We start from the raw sequence: 18711 nt of genomic DNA on the forward strand, positions 1-18711 counted from the left end.
TGAGAGCGTTTTTTGCTTGAAGGATCTGCCAATATGCAAAAGGAGATCCTTCGCTTCGCTCCACTACTGTCCGGTGAACCTGTATCATAAATAAACAGGTCTCCTTGAAATTAAATAAATAGGAGGCTTGTATTGTCTATTGCGATATTCTGCAACATGCAAATTATGTCTGATCCAGACTAAAACGAGATGTAATGAACGTTTCTCATTTGAAACATTTTTAAATATCTGTATCAATATAAAAGCAATCAAGGCTGTTGCTATTTGAATTTTAACCGCATTAGAAGATCGGCCCAGAAATTTTTTAAGTCGAAGATTTTGCTTGATCCATTTAAAAAATAGCTCTATTTCCCATCGGGCTTTATAAAGCTTAGCAATATTTTCTGCTGGTAAATCTTTCAAGTTAGTTACCAAAATAAGAGGAGTTTTTCCTTCTCTTTTTACACTTATATATCTCAGCGTCTCGCTATATTCCATGCGTTTTCCACCACGTGGAACTTTATTTGAAATTCTAAAAAGACAATCTTGTAAGATGGGTTCGCGAGTATTTTTTTGCCGGCTTTCTATAACAATGGCCGCATTCTTCTTTAATCGAGTCACAAAATAAGCCTGCCTTTTGTTGATGCTCCACCACCAATTGTAATCGTAGTAACCTTTATCAAACACATAAAGGGTGTTTTTAAGGATTGGCCATTTTTGTCCCATCGTCGCATCATTACAATTTGGATGACTCAACTTCATCCTTAAGGGCAAATCTAATCCTAAATCATATTCAACATGTAGTTTTAATCCTTGTATATGCCGAGTCGCATATTGCTTTGACCACTCATCGTACCCTTGGCCTCTTAGCTGTATCGGGCTACTATCTAATATCCTGATTACTTTTTTTATTTCTTTATGTTTTTTCCTGGGTAACAAAGACATAAGCTGTTCTAATATCCAAAAGAAACTTTCGGCTGGTCGTTTTCGATTGGCATCACTTAAGGTCGAGCGTTTTACTTGCGTTTTTATACCAATTTTTTGACTGTTTATCGCAACCTCTAACGTGCGTAAGCTTTTAATTTCATTAATATGTGCATAAATCATCGTTTTTAAATGTTCAAATGTATTAAATGATTCATAACGATGATCAGATCGAAAGCGTTCTATACATTCCTTCATTAATTTTTTTGTAACGGGTTTTAATAATCGTTGAAAAACGGTATCTTTCATCAGTTCGTCCTTGGTGCTAAATGTGGTGTTTAGCGCGCTATCATAGCGCTTTACCAAGGACGATCAATTTTTAATCTGGTTCACCGGACAGTAGTGCGCTTCGCTCAGGATGACAGTTTGTGAACGCTTTTCATGGCCAAAGTTCAATAATGAGTGAAGTGTTTTTTATTCGAACGGACAACAGTGATCCACGGAGTCTGATTTACTTGCCTCCAGCACACTGCCTGTCACCGGATTGGGCCTGAACACCGTACACCCCTTGAGTCCCAACGCATAAGCCTTGCTGTACACATCCACCATTTTTTCAAAAGGAAAATCGCGAGGAATATTAATTGTTTTTGAAATCGCGTTATCAATGAAAGGTTGCATGGCACCCTGTATTTGCAAATGCGCTTCCGGCGTCAGTGAATCCGTATCCACCCATTCCGGCGGCAAACCGTTTTTATTTTTTTGCTGCCATAATTGAAACGCATAATCTTTTACATGAAAAACAATTGTTTTTTCATCCTGCACTCGAACATGACGATCATAATCCGCTTTGAAAACGGGTTCGATGCCATTGGAAACATTATTGGCAAGCAGGCTGATCGTGCCCGTTGGTGCGATGGTATTATGATGACTATTGCGTATCCCGTGCTGCGCTAGGCTTCGCCGAATCTGTTCATCCAGTCCCAACACAAAATTTCCGCGCAAATAATCTTCCTGAAAAAAAGGAAACGTGCCTTTCTCGCTCGCTAATTCAATGGAAGCCTGCCAAGTGGCTTCTGCAACTTTTTTCATGATCTTTGCTGCAAGTTCAATCGATGCAGGGCTGCCATAGCGAACACCTAGCATGACAAACGCATCCGCAAGCCCTGTTACGCCTATGCCAATGCGGCGTGTCCCCGTTGCCTGCTCACGTTGCACCGGCAGCGGGTAATGCGATATGTCAATGACATTATCCTGAAAACGCGTTGCCACCCGAATAGTTTCTTCGATAGCGATCCAGTTGAGTTTTGCGCTTGGGGAAAAAGGGGCTTCCACAAATTGGGTCAAGTTGATAGACCCCAGATTGCATGCCCCATAAGGCGGCAAAGGAATCTCGCCACAAGGATTGGTCGCGTTAATACGTTCACGGTACCACAGGGTGTTCATGCGGTTTATCGTGTCGCCGAACAGAACGCCTGGCTCTGCATATTGATAAGCTGAGCGGATGATCTTGTGCCAGAGTTCGCGTGCTTTGACATGACGGTAAATACGGCAAGGCACAGGTTTAAAGGCACTACCCCATTGGCGGTAAACAATGTCCTGCGGATTCTTACTGCTCTCTTTCGTGGGGAAAACCAGCGGCCAGTCGGCGTCATCGCGCACGGCTTCCATGAAGGCATCTGTCACCATCACCGACACATTAAAATGACGCAGCTCCAGCGGATCTTCCTTGGCGCTGATAAATTCCTCAATATCAGGATGATCGCAGCGCAATACAGCCATCATCGCACCACGGCGAGCGCCCGTTGCCAGCAAAATCTTGCAAGTCGTATCCCAGATACGCATAAATGAAACGGGCCCAGACGAGGTCGTTCCCGTTTTTTTCACAAGCGCACCTTTCGGGCGCAGCACTGAAAAATCGTAGCCCACGCCGCCGCCCTGCTGCAGTGTCAGTGCCCCTTCACGCAGCGCATCAAAGATGCCCTTGAGCGAATCCTCAGCAATATCCATGACAAAACAGTTAAACAGCGTCACCGCATGTTCCGTTCCCGCTCCAGCCAGGATGCGCCCTCCCGGCAAAAATTGAAAATCCTCCAGCAAACGATAAAAAGCCTTCTGCCAGTAAGCCTGCTCGTCCTGGGTTTTCTCTGCACCCGCCACCGCCACTGCCACACGCCGCCAGGTGTCTTCAATCGTTTGGTCTATAATATGCCCCTGGAACCGGTACCGATATTTGAGGTCCCAGACATTATTTGAGATAGGTTCTTTGAAGGTATTCATATGGCCATCCTGATCTTGGCTCTCCTTTTATATTAGCATGCCAGGCCTACCCCTCCTCTCCAGGGTATTGACCTGACAGTGCCAGGGTGAGAGGATCACCCCCTTATGCAGGATTATATGGAAATTTTTAGACGACACCCCTTGAAGCCAGGCTGATTGTCCCTATATATAGACTGAGCTTGGCTTCAAGCCACAGCCAGGACTTCTCTCCCAATGGAAAGGGTAAGGGTGAGGGTGTGCCGTATCAATCATACTCTCAAACTCTTACGCCTTTTCTGCGTTATGCTGCGGGAAGGGATCCACTGATAAAGTTTATTACTTAATTATTAAACAGAAAGGAGACAAAACCTATGGCAATTACTCCGAAAATCCGTCCTTTATCCGATCGGATTGTTGTTGAGCCTAAAGAAAATGAGTCTAAAACGGCTGGCGGGATCGTCATTCCGGATACGGCTGACAAAGATAAGCCCATGCAGGGCACCGTTATTGCTATCGGTAACGGCAAATATGTCGATGGCAAAATGCAGCCCTTGCAAGTTAAAGTGGGTGACAAAATCCTGTTCGGCAAATACGCAGGCACCAACTTTAAATTCAACGAAAAAGAATTCCTTGTCATGCGTGAAGAAGACGTTATGGGCGTTCTTGAATAACAACCCTTGTATCATCAACCAGTTAATATAAGAGGAAAAAATCATGGCTGCTAAAGAACTACAATTTAGCGAAAAAGCGCGCCAGGCAATGCTTGCCGGCGTAAACGATCTGGCAAACGCAGTTCAAATCACCATGGGCCCACGCGGCCGTAACGTGGTCATCGACAAAGCCTTCGGTGCACCGCTCGTGACCAAAGACGGCGTCACCGTTGCCAAGGAAATCGAATTCAAAGACAAATTCAAAAACATGGGTGCGCAAATGCTCAAGGAAGTGGCTTCCCATACTTCCGACGAAGCAGGCGATGGCACCACGACAGCAACCGTATTGGGACGTCAGATTTTTTCTGAAGGCCTCAAACTGGTGGTGGCAGGCTTTGACCCAATGGACCTAAAACGCGGCATTGATAAAGCAGTGGTTCATGCCGTTGAGCAGCTGAAAAAACTTTCCGTGCCTTGCAAAGACGACAAAGCTATTGCGCAAGTCGGCACCATTTCCGCCAACTCTGACGAAGCAATCGGCCGCATCATTGCCGATGCCATGGCAAAAGTGGGCAAAGAAGGCGTCATCACGGTTGAAGAAGGCTCAGGCCTTGAAAATGAACTAGATGTGGTAGAAGGTATGCAGTTCGATCGCGGCTATCTGTCACCTTACTTCATTACCAACCAACAAAACATGTCTGTTGAACTGGATAATCCCTACATCCTGATCACTGACAAGAAGATTTCTTCCATCCGTGACTTAATCCCCACCCTGGAAGCAGTAGCAAAATCCGGCCGGGCATTAGTAATCATTGCAGAAGACGTAGAAGGCGAAGCCTTGGCAACCCTCGTTGTCAACCATATGCGTGGCGTTGTGCGCGTTTGCGCAGTAAAAGCACCGGGCTTTGGCGATCGACGCAAAGAAATGCTGCAGGATATCGCTGTGCTTACCAAAGGTCAGGTCATTGCTGAAGAAATTGGCTTGAAACTGGAATCTACCACCTTGCAAGATCTCGGTTCTGCAAAACGTATTCACATCACCAAGGACAATACCACCATCATTGATGGCGCTGGTGAAAAGAAAGACATTCAGGATCGCATCCAGCAAATCAAGGCACGTATTGAAGAAACCACCTCTGACTACGATCGTGAAAAGCTGCAGGAACGCATGGCTAAACTGTCAGGCGGCGTTGCTGTGATCAAAGTCGGCGCGGCTTCTGAAATTGAAATGAAAGAAAAGAAAGCACGCGTTGAAGACGCACTGCACGCTACCCGCGCAGCTGTCGAAGAAGGCGTGGTTCCTGGTGGCGGCGTTGCACTCATTCGTGTCATGCAGTCGCTCAAGAACATCAAAGGTGACAACGAAGCGCAAAGCGTAGGCGTACAGCTCATTTGCCGCGCGCTGGAAGCACCGATTCGCCAGATCGTTGGTAATGCTGGTTACGAAGCATCCGTGGTGTTAAACAAAGTGGTTGAAGGCAAAGGCAACTTTGGTTTCAACGCAGCAACAGGCGAGTATGGTGACATGCTGGAAATGGGTATTCTGGACCCCACCAAAGTAACCCGCACCGCATTGCAGCAAGCAGCTTCCGTTGCCGGCATGATGATCACTACCGAGTGCATGATCACCGAACTGCCAAAAGAAGAAGCCCCAATGGGCGGACACGGCGGAATGGGTGGCATGGGCGGCATGGAAGGCATGATGTAACCTGCCTTTCTTGTGGCAACACTTGTTGCGCAAAACAAAAACCCCGCTCCGGCGGGGTTTTTTATGTTTAATCAGTAAATTAACCGCTTATAACCTTCTTACTTCCTATTCTTCGCCTCTTTCCTCCAGACTGAAAATAATGCAAGCTATATAGATATAAATGGATAAAAAATGATCTTATTTTCACGCCCGGTCTGTAAAGAAATTCAAAAAAGAGAAAAATAATTCATATTTTCAAATAAGTACGAAGTTAAGGCTGTTTTAATGTAAGATTTTATTTCTATTCTATACTGATTATAACGATAGATTTTTTAATAGGTTAAGGTGATCTTATGCAATGGTGGAAAAAACCTGATTTCGATCCCTACTTCTTCGATCCTGAGAAAAGTACCCGAACGTATGGGTTCATTTATAATAGCATCGAAATGCGGGATATTATTATTGATTATCTGGACTGGTTGAGATCTGACTATCCCGTTTGCAAGCAGGCGATTGATCTTTTGCGTGCCACCATCCAATTCAGAGCTGAAACTTCGCCCGAAAGCTATTTCGCCGAGCAGCGCAAGAGCGCGCAGGCAACACCTGAAGATTTTAAGGCTCCTCTGGAGAAAATGGCGAGCGTTATTCAAGCAGCGCAGCAGCAGTTATCTCTGCTGGATCGTCAGTCAAATGATTATCAATTCCTGTCTTCGGCCATCCGCTACTGCTTAACCAGTGTTAATGAGCGGATGAATAAATTAAAAATGAATGAAGATGCCATTTATCAAAAATATTTCCCAGGCTCCAAGCTGCAAAAGATGCTGGAAGAACAGGATATTTAAAAAGATAAACGTCAGCCAGAATTTATAAACGGTGGATTGAACGAGAGGCCTAAGGCATGTTGCATAATGATGTTACTGACATAGTAACGGATGAGGAGTTAGTAAAAGGATTACAAATAGAAAGAGAATTGAAACGTGGTGCTTTTGGCATAGTTTATAAATGTCAAATTACTACTCCTGAATTGCATCGAAAATTGGTCAAAATGGGTATTTGCGACGAGAAGAGTTTTGATCTTGTCATGAAAATGACTCAAAGTGGCGCTAACATCGAAGATTTTAAAAAAGAAGGCTTGATAGCTGATAAATTAAGAAAAATCGCCCTTGCCCGCAACGAAAAACAGCATTGTTATAATCTAGCAACACCCGCCATGTTAAATGGAAACCCAGTCATTCTTTCTCGTTTTGCTAACGGCGGCGATATACATAACTACTGTGGGAAAAAACAGGTTACAAATATTGAAGCTGCAACGTATTTTGTTTCTCTAATGAAGGCGCTCAAAATACTCAGTGACAATAATATATTGCATCATGATATAGCGGGGAGAAACCTTTTAATTGAAAACGGCCAACTTGTTATAACGGATTACGGTCTCAGTGAGGAAATGGTAAACGGTCAATTTGTCACCACTTCCGATGTCGGCCCAATCAGATGGATGGATAAAGGGCGATTGCTTTACAGGACAAGCACCCCTGCTTCCGATATTTATTCCGCAAAGGTCGCCATGATAGAAATCCTCGCCAATATGTGCGGAATAATGGGGACATCTATACTGGACGGTCTGGGTAGTATCTCAGAAGTTGCAGCCGCGATGGCTAAAGAAGGAGAAGATGCAGTTCTAGGAAAAATTTCGGCAAAACTTCCTCAGGGGAATGAATTATATCAAGCTTTCAAACCGTTTCTTACTCCGTCCACACATACGGGCACTACCGCTGCCATGGTATCAATTGATCCTGCCAAACAAAGAGAAGCTGATTACGAGGTTTTTCTGAAATGTTGCCAGGTCTATGCAGCAAAAAATGAGGCATTTAAAGCTGTATTAGAAAATAGCAATATTCATTCAGTATTAACCACTTCGCAAAAAATAGAAAATCCGGACGTGGTTATCAAGAACATGAAACCAGCCTCACCCAAACCAGGCGGACCTTATGCGACTCCGATATTCATGGGCCAAAATGAGCCCGAACGCATGGAAAATATTACTCCCGCTGCTTCCACCAGCGGGCTTAATCAGCTTAAAGATTACCTGAAGAATCATGATGAAAAAGAAAAGCCAGCCATCCTTGGTAAGCAGTTTATTACGTTAATACAGACGATAGAAAACATGCATAAAGGCGGCGATTTAAATCTTGATATATTGGGCGATAATATAAGAATTGATCACGAAGGAAATATATCCCTTAAACCTTCCCAATTCAAAACACCCATCGCAAAAGCAGCTGAGGCAAATGGTGCGCCAGATCAAGGACCCATTAGATATTTAGACAGAATTCGCATCACACAAAGAAGAGCAACCACTGCATCTGATTTTTATGCACTCAAAATCACTATGCTAGAGATGATCGCGGCTGCCTGCGGGATGCCAAACCTAAGCGTCTTACAGTACATTGATAGTAAATATGATCCGAAACTAGATGTAAAATTCCACGTTTACTATGGTGTGGAAGAAAAAGGTGAACGGTTCATCTTTAATCAGTTCAAACAAAATCTGGAAGCTTATCTTGATGCGCACCCCCATCCGGAACTGAGGCAATTTTACGAAGACTTTAAAGTTTTTCTTGATACAAATGACGATGTTAGTGCAAATCCTGATTTACAAACCAAACAAGACCTTGAAAATTTCAGGGTAGCTTGTCAGCGCTTTGCCCTACATAATCAATCTTTTGATAGCGTGGTGAAAAGCGTATTTAAACCAGATGCAGAAACAAAACCAACGATGCCACAAACAGACCGTATCATTTCTTCACCGCTTAATCATGACACGATTCCGGAAAGGCAGACGGAAACGACCGCTACTCCTAAACAGGGCGTTCCTGTTACGCCAGAACCCGTTACGCCTCCATCCGCGCAATCTGCATTTCAGGATTTATTCGATAAAGCCCGTACCGGCGCGCTCGAAACTAAACCCGATAAATTACCGGATTTCAACTTTAATAAATCGTCCATTCAAACCGATCTGGCCGCCGCGCACAATTACATCAAGGCGCTTCAGAAAGACGGGTTTTATGTCTATCAGGACAAAGGCAATGAACAATTAGTAAAATACAATCCTGATGCGCCCCTGGATCCTCTTAATCCTATCCATCCACATGAAGCAGAAATCCAGGCCATGCGTTTTTTGCGCGGGATGCTAATTATTGCAGAAAACAGTCATGACAAAGACAGAGAAAAACTGCTTCATGAGATTAAGCTAGCTTATAACGTTTATCTTTATCGCCTAGAAAAAAATCCAGCAGAGGTTGCCGACCATACACATCAGCTTGCGGAAGCATTTGCCAGTATTTTGTTGGCAAATCAAGGCCTGAGTGACATCAAAAAAGCACGCAAACAGGTGTTCATGGCACATGATATTGCCATTCTGGTAGAAAATCATCCGCCTGTTATCACCGTGTCACAATCTGACAAGAAGGTCACCATCGAAAAAGCCTCGCACCTCCCGATCAGCCCTGCATATTATGACAAACATTTTTCACAAGTTAGGAAGCAACCCTGGTTTAAAGACGCTTGCGGATATGGCGGAATTGATTCGTCCAAAGATAATTGGTTATCTCAATTCTTTTCAAAAAACCTGGATGAATTAAAAAAGCGCGGCCTGCCTGCACCGAGTTCCGCACGCTGGCTACCTTTACCGGGAAATTCCCAATTAATTGAAACCCACGTTGCCAATATTGATGCCAATGACCATCTTGCTACAGGCTTGACGACAAGTTTCGTCCGCATGGGCACCGTTACACCACTTCTTATTAAAGATAAAAAAACTCGCAAGGCGCTCGCCACTGAGCAATTAAAAGAAATTATAAAAGCTGAAATCGATGCACGTATAAAGGCGTTCAAGGAAATTTATGGCGCCTATGGCGAAAAAGATTTTTATATCAATTATCAGTCATTACTCTCGCCATGGAAATTAGAAGAATACGGTCCGCACAAGGACAACAACGCCAAATTTGTGCAAATGGGCAAAGAAGCCATGGAGGCTATTTCTAAGGAGATGAAACAGGTTGATGGCATTAACCTACATTTTTATCAGACAAATGCAGCGATCAATAAACGAACCGTCATCGGCGAAAATGAAATTGAAAACCCGCTGATACAATCAGATAAAAAGGATATGGTTATCCGCCGTAAAAAACTGGTCGCGGCTCAAAAAACCTTGAAGAACCTTTTGGTTTTAAGGGATGAACTTGATTTATTTAGAGAAGATAGCCTAATAAAAAATAGACTTCTGCCGGATTTAAATAAAGGTAAATTTTCACGAATAAAGAATCCGTTGAGTGCAGAACTGCAGCTTGAAGTCGCAATCCGCCTGCAAGCCGGCTTGTACTTAACCAAACTGCTTGACGGTGAGGAACCCTACAAAAGTCTCCCACCATATAAACGCAACCTGATGATGACTACACTGGAAACCCTGTTGATGGGAAGTCAGTCATTGACACTTGCAGGCTGCAAAAGCGCGAGAGACCGAACTGCCATTTATGCCGCTGCATTAAAAACCATGCAGGAAAACCCGAAGGCCATGTATGACTGGGAAACACTCAATGAAGGCATCATCAAATCATTGATACAAGGACACCACTTCCGCGCTGCACTCTGGCATGCTGCTACTGCCAAAGTAAGCGCTGTCAGTAACTACTACATGGAACAATTACCGGATGCGACACAAGAAGCGATTGAAAACTACAAACGGTTCACCAAATCCCTGGGCAGCCCGGAGGAATACGCAGCCAAGTTAGAAAAGAAACTATTAAAGAAAGCTAAAGCTGAAAAACCCGACGTAGTTGACCTATCCGACATAATGGTTTCCGGCGAACTGGAACGGGAAAGCACGCTCACTGAGGAACAGGATTCTCAAAAAAAGAGCCCCTATGACCCAATACCTCAACCGCAGGATGTTATCAGACCCACGCCAAATGAGTCGGATTCAGTAGTATTCAACCCCATGCCTCATCAGGATACTGTCGCAACATCCGAACATAGGCACGAAGAAGTTGTGACAGAACATGAACAGCCAGCGACATCAAACCATTATGAAAAACTTCCTGATGTCGAAAAGCCAAAAGAAGTTGATCTTAAACAACAAAGCGCCGTCCTGACAGAGTTTTATGCTTCTGAAAAAAAATTCCGGAACGACATGGAAACTTTTGTTAACTTCTTTGGCGATCTGAATAATCCGGAAAATCATCAGTACCTAAATAGGGGCGAATTACCCGAAAACGAGCTTGCCTTCCTCAAAACCTTTTTGATTCCGTATCAATTGGCGGCAACAAACCCTTATGGGGAGAGACCTCAGGATAATAATGAGGCTATACAAACTATCGTTGCGGTTATTTTCAAAGACCTCGACATCTTATTCAAAAGCGTTATAAGCAATCCGATTGAATACAAAAAATTTGTTGCTCTTGTGGATTACGTTGATACGCAAGGCGGATTCAAGGAAATTCAGCATTTGGGCATTAGTTCTTTTGCTATCAAATTGCAACAGCGCATCATGAAATATCCTTTATTATTAAAAGAAATTACTGATACCGTGCCGGAAAGCCATCCCTTTTATGCGCTTCTTGTCGACGCACGTGATAAAGTTATACAAGCAGTTAAATACATCAATGAGCATGAAAGAAATAATGCTGAAAAGGATATCATTGTCAATACAACTTATTTAAACGATTTAACTACTGCAATAAAAAAACAGATAAACAACATCAGTGATTATGGAAAGAAAAATTCCAACCCGCAGCGTAAGCAAATCGTTCAAAAAATACTTTCATCTCTGGAGGTAAAACCTACTTTGGCAGATAAGTTAACTTATCTGCATACCATTTTAGATCCTCGCTCCCCTGAGGCTAAAATTATTGACCATCACTTAAATGTTAAAAATTATTTCCGCAAAACCTCATTACGAATAAAGTTGGAAAATTTAGCTGAGTTACTTTCGGAAGCTAATCGTCAGGCCAAAACTTACGAAGAGCTCACCACCGCCCAGGCTCCTCATTTTGATCACGAGCCTTCTAATGCTGAAGTGCGGGATAGTTTAAGCAAAATGCATGACAACATGAGCCCTGAATTTAAGGTCGGGCAAAAAAAAGCGGCCAAAGATCCATCCAGCGGCGTTTATGAATTTCCTTATAGCTATGAAGACAAGGATAAGCAGCATTACAAAATTCAACCGGTAACATACCAGCCGGCAAAAACAGATCCTCAAAAAAATATTGCCGCCGTTATCACCAGCAACATCATGAATGCGCTGATCAATATCAAAAACAGTAGCGCATCGGCCTTTTTTGCGGTTCCCACAGCAAGCACGGGAGAAGAAGCAACACCTACTGGCGATAATCTCTATGTAGGCACAGTAGCCATCGATAATGCCACTGATTTGTTTCGCGTATTAAACCATCCAGCAAGAAGCGAGCTGACAGAAGCTTTCTGCAAAACCGACATTAACGGCAAGGTCACCTACGATGCCAACCATCGAAAAGAACCCGTCTTCGCCAATTTTGCGCCCATTGCTGTCGCATCACTTTTGACGGGCAGCTTCAATGTTTCGCCCGGTAATTTCAGCATAGCAACAGCTGAAACCACTCAAAAAAGCGACATCGAGAAAAGATTAAGCGAGCTGAATAATGTTCCGGCTGTTGATGGCGAAGTGTTACGTCTCTTTCTGAAAGGCACTGATTTGCCACAAATTATTACGGATATCGCCAATAATGAGCTAGGCAAGATGAGTCTAGCGGCACTGGAAGGCCTCGCTGCTTTCCTTAAAATCAAGCTCGATTACACAGCCGTTGTTGCAAAAGCCACCGAAGAAGGCCTAAGCAATATAGAAATTGAAAAAGCCAAGAAAAAGGAAGCCGCCGAGCAAATCAAATATTATTTCATTCGCAAAGGCATCATTGAAGGCAAGCTTGTTAAAAATTCACATACTGATGCGCTAAGAGATCTAGGCACCGAATTACACCTGCATGCCGTTGCTAAACATCCTTTAGCCGCAAGCCCAACTGATCATCTTCGTCAATTCCCACGTGACTTCAAGATCAATCCGGCATTCGCAAAAGAACTGGAAAGGCAAGCAAACGTCGACGAAGAGTTGACAGCCGCTATTATCAAATCCATGGCGGAACTAGAACATTTTTGCACGGCTGAATTTATTATGGATTTTGCCAGAGAACTGAGCCCCGACTTTAAAATCGATCAGCTTTTATCCGATTCACTTAAGGAAATAGGGCTGCCAGTCCATTCTTCTCATGGAAAAATCAATTTCGAACGTTATAACGAGAAAGATAGTGTCATTGTAAAAGCAGCACTGGTAGAGCTAACACAGAACTTCCTCCTTGCCAGAATGAAAGTCCGACAGGAAGAGGCGAAAAGGCTTGCCATGGAAATCAAATTGAGCCTTTGCCTTCAAAAACAACCCGATGGAGATTTCAAACCCGTTACTATCACGCATGAGGGAGAGAGTTACGATATCGCGTCATTAATTGAGCAGGATCCTGTTTATTTCCTGAAAGGCGATTTTCACTTCCGCGGCAGCGATCAACGCACGGTCATTTTTGGCCCGATCAATACAAAATTTCTCTTGGAAGAAAAACTCACGAATATCGTCAATCAGGAGCTAGTCAAACCAGAACATCTCGGTGCCATTAGCAAAGCAGCTGTAAATAAATTGTCTGCGCCAGCCGACATGAGCGTACTCAATCTGGTTTTTGACAATGCGGTGCTGATGCAAAACCGCGACCAAGTCATGAATGCGCTTGCCGCCCAGATTCAAAATAGCGACACCGCTTCCGTACTCGAAGATGCCATCTTTAGCGATGACAAGCAGTTTGACAAATACCGCAATGACTATATGGAACTGTGGCTGCGTTCAACACCGAAAACATCGCTCGTTGCCATTGATCGAATCCTGAATGACAGAACGTTTATAAAAAACCAAAAGGAAGCTTTAAATACGATCTCGAAATGCCTCGCCGAAAACAAAGATTTGCTTGATAACTTTGCCAATAGGGCCAGAATGGCATTAGAAACGGGCGAAAATTCAGTTCAGCATGCTGAACTCGTAGAGCTTTGGGTCAAGTCCACGCTTGCCATGGCTAAAAACAAACCCGACATAGTTGCCATCAGAAAACTGCTTCTATTTTTTACTGCCAAAGAAATGCAGCCTTATACAGCGCAATATTCAAAAGAAATCAGCATGCTCAACAATTATCTACGCCAGGAAAACACCAGCAGCATGCTCGTCAATCTAATTGATCAACTTATTGACCTGCTTAATATATTACTCCACATCCAACAGCAACAGGACAATGAAGTCAAATCGAAACCATCTATTGAAGCGCTGGAAGTACGACCGAAACATAGCCCAACTCTATTTGGCCAGCCAAAACCTGTTGCAAGGGATGAAGAAGCGTCAAATAGAAAAGTGCTTACCCCAACTCAAAAAAATAACGAATGATTTGGTTAATACAACCCATACAAATTGTTAATCAGATTCACCAGTAGATAAACAAAAGGTGAAATGACGCTGGAAAGGATGCCAGTGACCAGGAGCAAAATGAGAATCAGGAAACCGTAAGGCTCTATTACCAAACTCAGCCTAAAAGCCACATGGGGCGGCACCAGGCTCATCATGATTTTGCCTCCATCGAGCGGCGGCAGCGGTACTAAATTTAAAACGCCCAGCACAATGTTGATCATAACACCCGCATTACCCATGTACATAAGCGGCACCCCCAGCCAAAAATTCCCGCCATCGTAACTTAGCATACCCACTTTCATCATGGCGCCCCAAAACAGGGCCATCAACACATTCGCCATCGGGCCTGCCAGCGCAACCAGCGCCATATCACGGCGGGGATGGTTGAGATTGCGCATGTCGACCGGCACTGGTTTCGCCCACCCAAAGGCAAATTGAAACTGTGTCAAAAGGAGCAGCATCAGCGGCATGATGACCGTGCCAAACGGATCGATATGCTTGATCGGATTTAAGCTCAACCGGCCGGATAAACGCGCAGTCTGGTCACCAAAATAGGAAGCGACCCAGCCGTGCGCTACTTCATGCAAAGTGATCGCAAAGAGAAGAGGGAGGATCCATATGGCAATTTTTTGGATAACGGATAATTCCATGGCAACACAATCTCTACTATCTAATTCAGGCCACAAGGTTAACATGACATGCGCTCAAAATGCCAACCGATCGCAAGAAAGGCCTAGATTAACCTCGGCTTTCCGATTAGGATTATAAGAAGATGACGCCAAAAAAATGAGGTTAGCCGCGTGACACTAATCATCTTCAAAACCATTGCAGCAGTGATTATTTTCTTGATCAGCGTCGCCGCTGTCATTTACCCGCTTAAAACCAAACAGGAAATCGCGCCCGCCAAATTGCTTGAGCTGGGTGAAGCATTGGCGAGCGGCATCTTTTTAGGAGTGGCCTTCTTTCACCTGCTTCCCATCTCGATCAGCGTTTTTCACGAGTTCTTCGACACTGTAGAATATCCTGTGCCTGAAGCGATTTGCATGGGTGGATTTTTGCTACTGCTTTTTCTGGAGCGGCTTTCGCTCGCGCGATCCTTTCTCCAACCTACCCATTCCATCCCTGTTCTGCTGGCGATCGTGCTAGTCATTCATGCGCTCACCGAAGGCGCAGCATTAGGTATTGGTGAAAATATCAGCGACAGCCTGGCGATACTTATCGCAATCATCGCGCACAAAGGAGCCGCCAGCATTGCTCTGTGCATGGTCCTGATGCGCTACAATCAAGCTTATTCCCGCACGCTTTTAATCGTCATCCTGTTTGCTCTTATGACACCCATCGGCATCGCGGCCGGTACCGCCGTCGAAGTTAACACGCATGGCCGGGAATTCTGGATTGCTGCCTTCAATGCCTTCGCAGCCGGCACTTTTATTTACATGTCCACTATCCATCAAGCCCAATTTCATCAGCGCACAGAAGAAGAAGCTTATTCCATGAAAGAATTTGTGTTGTTCGCACTAGGCTTAATTGGAATGGGGGTACTGGCTTTGTGGACGTAAAAGAAAGGCACGTTCCTGTATGTAAACGTGCCTTATTGCTTTAGATCAACCCTAATTCCTTCACTGTATCACGCTCTTTACGGAGCTCATCAAGCGTAATCTGTATTTTTTGCTGCCCAAACTCATTATGCGTCAATCCGGTAATCACCTTGAGCTTGCCGCCTTCTGTACGGCAGGGGAAGGAGAAAATCAACCCTTCGTCTATGCCATATTCTCCCTGCGAACAGCGCGCCACCGAGAAGGCTTCGCCTTGCACGGTATCATGTGTAAGGTGATAAACCGACATGAGTGCCGCATTGGCAGCCGAAGCAGCAGAGGACGCACCGCGTGCCTTGATCACTTCTGCGCCACGGTTTTGCACGATAGGAATAAATTCGTTTTGCAGCCAGTTGATATCGGTAATGACTTCCGTCGTCGGCTGGCCATTAATTCTAGCATTATAAAAATCCGGATATTGGGTAGTAGAATGATTGCCCCAAATCACCATCTGTGTCACCGCTGTCACATCGACACCCGCCTTGATAGCCAGCTGGCTGCGCGCGCGTAATTCATCCAGCATGGTCATCGCATAAAAGCGGTCGCGCGGCACATCCGGTGCGCTATGCATGGCAATCAGACAGTTCGTATTGCAAGGATTACCCACAACAAACACACGCACATCTGAAGCGGCATAATCGTTAATCGCTTTGCCCTGCGCGGTAAAAATCTTACCGTTAATGCCAAGCAGATCGGCACGCTCCATCCCCTGCTTTCTTGGCACTGACCCAACCAGCACGGCCCAGTTTACATCGGTCATGGCTTCCTTGAGGTCTGAAGTAACCGTCACTTTCTTCAAAAGCGGGAACGCACAATCATTCAGCTCCATCGCCACGCCTTTTAAGGAAGGCAGTGCCTGCTCAAGTTCAAGCAGCCTTAATTCCACTTCCGTATCCGGACCAAACATTTGCCCCGAAGCAACACGAAAAACCAGTGCATACCCTATTTGTCCAGCCGCGCCAGTAATGGCAACTCTTATACGCTTATTCATGATGGGCTCCTTATCCTTTACAATTTGCTGTGCAAAAAAGTGCCTGTTAAGCCTTGGAGCGAGCCTGGCATGATGCCTGGTGCTCGATCCACCCGCTGGTTTTGTATGAAAACAAACCCCAAGACAGCTTTTCTGCTGTATAATTTGCCGGCTATTCTACTCGTTGAAGTTTACAGATGCCAATTTTTACTGAAAATTTACCGCTCAGCCTCTACATTCACATCCCCTGGTGCGTCCGAAAATGCCCCTATTGTGATTTCAACTCACATGAAGCGAGATCTTCCCTGCCAGAAGCAGACTATGTAAATGCCCTGCTGCAGGAATTGGATGCCCATTTACCACTGGTGCACGGCCGCCCGCTCACCAGTATTTTCTTTGGCGGAGGCACCCCCAGTCTCTTGTCCGGCAATGCTATTGAGCAGATCCTGGAAGGCATATCGAAGCGGATGGCGTTAAACCCGCAGATTGAAATTACCCTCGAAGCAAATCCAGGCACCATTGATCAGGCCCGCTTCAATGATTTTCACCGGGCTGGTATTAACCGCCTGTCACTGGGCATTCAAAGCCTGCAAAATGATAAATTGAAAAAACTGGGCCGCATTCACGACCGTGACCATGCGCTGCGCGCCATTAGCTGCGCTTTATCAGCGGGCTTCACCAATTTTAACCTTGATCTGATGTATGGGTTACCCGATCAGACCATCGAGGATGCGCTGCAGGATATTGATACTGCGCTTGCTTTTCATCCGCCTCATTTCTCCTGGTATCAGCTGACGATTGAACCCAATACGCTCTTTTATCATCAACCCCCTGTCCTGCCGCACGATGATATGCTTTGGGAAATGCAACTGGCTGGACAGCAGCGTATTGCCGCATCGGGGCTGCAACAATATGAAGTCTCCGCTTATGCACAACCGCAAAAAGCATGTGCTCATAATCTCAATTACTGGACATTCGGCGATTACCTGGGGATCGGCGCGGGCAGTCATAGCAAAATAACTGACCCGGAAACAGGCAAGGTAGTGCGGTTTTCGCAAGTCAGGCATCCCAAGGATTATCTTAATCCAGCCAAACGCCTTGCGCCCTTTAAAACTGTCTCAATGGAAGATCTGATCTTCGAGTTCATGCTCAATGTACTGCGCCTGACACACGGCATTCCTGCTTCCTTGTTTACGCTGCGGACTGGCTTGCCCTTATCCGTGATCGAACCGCTGCTTGCACAGGCCAAAGAGAAAGGACTCTTGCTTGATGATTCGGAAAATATAGTTGCCTCGACACTGGGAAAGCAGTTTTTGAATGATCTGATAACACTCTTTTTGCCCAAAACCCAAGCGAAGTAATCATGCATCTGCTGTCATTCCCGCGAAAGCGCACTATAGCTCAACTAGTCACACAAGAATTGACCACAATAAATATCAACAAAATGATAAGAAATACCCAGCGCATAAAAATCAATGCTGCTTATCGCACCGCCTACCATGACCCGGTTCCATGAAATATCCGCTACCCAATTCTGACTCAGATCATAACTGGCACCGGCGCTCACGGTAGGACGAAATTTCACTTCATTGGTGCTCAAGCCGCATTCCCGCGTCAAATCCGGATTGAGCGCACCTGATGTTCTTTCGTAAACAACAGCAGCGCCCGCCTTTCCAAAAATTTCAAAAGAACCGAGGCCAAACGATCCCTTGCCTACAATATCGAAATCACGCACACCCACTTTCGGTGTATTACATGTATCCACATCTTTAGTATCGTATTTAATATCTGAAAAATAGGTGAGCCCGCCTTCAACACCTGCATACTGATTGATTTTATAGCCGATAAATATGCGCCCGCCGAATTGTGTCGATTTGGGGGTAGCCGGAGTTGTCGTTGGAGGAGTAGTATCAGTCTGGGCTTGCTGCGTTCCGCCATTTGCGCTCGCTGAGCCTAACATTAATCCGGTATAGAAACCAGGCGCCACAGCATAAGCCTGGAGTGCAAAGGTACAAGTGAAAACAGTAGTTGCGGCGTATTTCGCTATTCCTTTTCGCATTCTTTCTTCCTCAAGATCATTAACGACCACACTTAGCAGTCATTCTGAATATTACACTGAGCCGAGA

Annotated in this window: 11 protein-coding genes; 6 read left to right on the forward strand and 5 right to left on the reverse strand. The window is 44.9% G+C overall.

What is annotated here, in order from left to right; all coding sequences use genetic code 11:
* Window positions 1-84 precede the first annotated feature (84 nt).
* Complete coding sequence (locus AQUSIP_RS08960) at window positions 85-1212, reverse strand: IS4 family transposase (protein WP_232058605.1); 1128 nt, start codon at window positions 1210-1212, stop codon at window positions 85-87.
* 165 nt (window positions 1213-1377) lie between these two features.
* Window positions 1378-3180: an adenosylcobalamin-dependent ribonucleoside-diphosphate reductase gene (locus tag AQUSIP_RS08965; protein WP_114835215.1), complete on the reverse strand. Its 1803-nt coding sequence runs from the start codon at window positions 3178-3180 to the stop codon at window positions 1378-1380.
* 350 nt (window positions 3181-3530) lie between these two features.
* Between AQUSIP_RS08965 and AQUSIP_RS08970 the strand changes: the two genes are divergently transcribed.
* The 4 genes from AQUSIP_RS08970 (at window position 3531) to AQUSIP_RS08985 (ending at window position 13999) form a co-directional block, all read left to right on the forward strand.
* Window positions 3531-3830: a co-chaperone GroES gene (locus AQUSIP_RS08970; RefSeq protein WP_114835216.1), complete on the forward strand. Its 300-nt coding sequence runs from the start codon at window positions 3531-3533 to the stop codon at window positions 3828-3830.
* A 43-nt stretch (window positions 3831-3873) separates the two neighbouring features.
* A complete protein-coding gene (groL, locus tag AQUSIP_RS08975) occupies window positions 3874-5517 on the forward strand; it encodes a chaperonin GroEL (protein WP_114835217.1) in 1644 nt (547 codons plus the stop codon).
* Window positions 5518-5849: 332 nt separating this feature from the next.
* Window positions 5850-6338, forward strand: coding sequence for a hypothetical protein (locus tag AQUSIP_RS08980; protein ID WP_114835218.1), 489 nt, complete (start codon window positions 5850-5852; stop codon window positions 6336-6338).
* A gap of 56 nt (window positions 6339-6394) precedes the next feature.
* Window positions 6395-13999 (forward strand): protein kinase, encoded by a 7605-nt coding sequence (locus tag AQUSIP_RS08985; protein ID WP_114835219.1) that lies wholly within the window; start codon window positions 6395-6397, stop codon window positions 13997-13999.
* A gap of 5 nt (window positions 14000-14004) precedes the next feature.
* Here AQUSIP_RS08985 and AQUSIP_RS08990 read toward each other — a convergent pair whose 3' ends face one another.
* Window positions 14005-14715, reverse strand: coding sequence for a site-2 protease family protein (locus tag AQUSIP_RS08990; protein WP_232058660.1), 711 nt, complete (start codon window positions 14713-14715; stop codon window positions 14005-14007).
* A gap of 105 nt (window positions 14716-14820) precedes the next feature.
* Between AQUSIP_RS08990 and AQUSIP_RS08995 the strand changes: the two genes are divergently transcribed.
* A complete protein-coding gene (locus AQUSIP_RS08995) occupies window positions 14821-15579 on the forward strand; it encodes a ZIP family metal transporter (protein ID WP_114835221.1) in 759 nt (252 codons plus the stop codon).
* A 40-nt stretch (window positions 15580-15619) separates the two neighbouring features.
* Here the strand turns inward: AQUSIP_RS08995 and AQUSIP_RS09000 are convergent, their stop codons facing one another.
* Complete coding sequence (locus AQUSIP_RS09000; protein ID WP_170131872.1) at window positions 15620-16606, reverse strand: malate dehydrogenase; 987 nt, start codon at window positions 16604-16606, stop codon at window positions 15620-15622.
* 176 nt (window positions 16607-16782) lie between these two features.
* Here AQUSIP_RS09000 and hemW point away from each other — a divergent pair, with 176 nt between their 5' ends.
* Window positions 16783-17946: a radical SAM family heme chaperone HemW gene (gene hemW / locus AQUSIP_RS09005; protein WP_114835223.1), complete on the forward strand. Its 1164-nt coding sequence runs from the start codon at window positions 16783-16785 to the stop codon at window positions 17944-17946.
* 44 nt (window positions 17947-17990) lie between these two features.
* Here the strand turns inward: hemW and AQUSIP_RS09010 are convergent, their stop codons facing one another.
* A complete protein-coding gene (locus tag AQUSIP_RS09010) occupies window positions 17991-18644 on the reverse strand; it encodes an outer membrane beta-barrel protein (protein ID WP_114835224.1) in 654 nt (217 codons plus the stop codon).
* Window positions 18645-18711 lie beyond the last annotated feature (67 nt).

It is taken from the genome of Aquicella lusitana, assembly GCF_902459475.1.
GTDB classification, from domain to species: Bacteria; Pseudomonadota; Gammaproteobacteria; order DSM-16500; family DSM-16500; genus Aquicella; species Aquicella lusitana.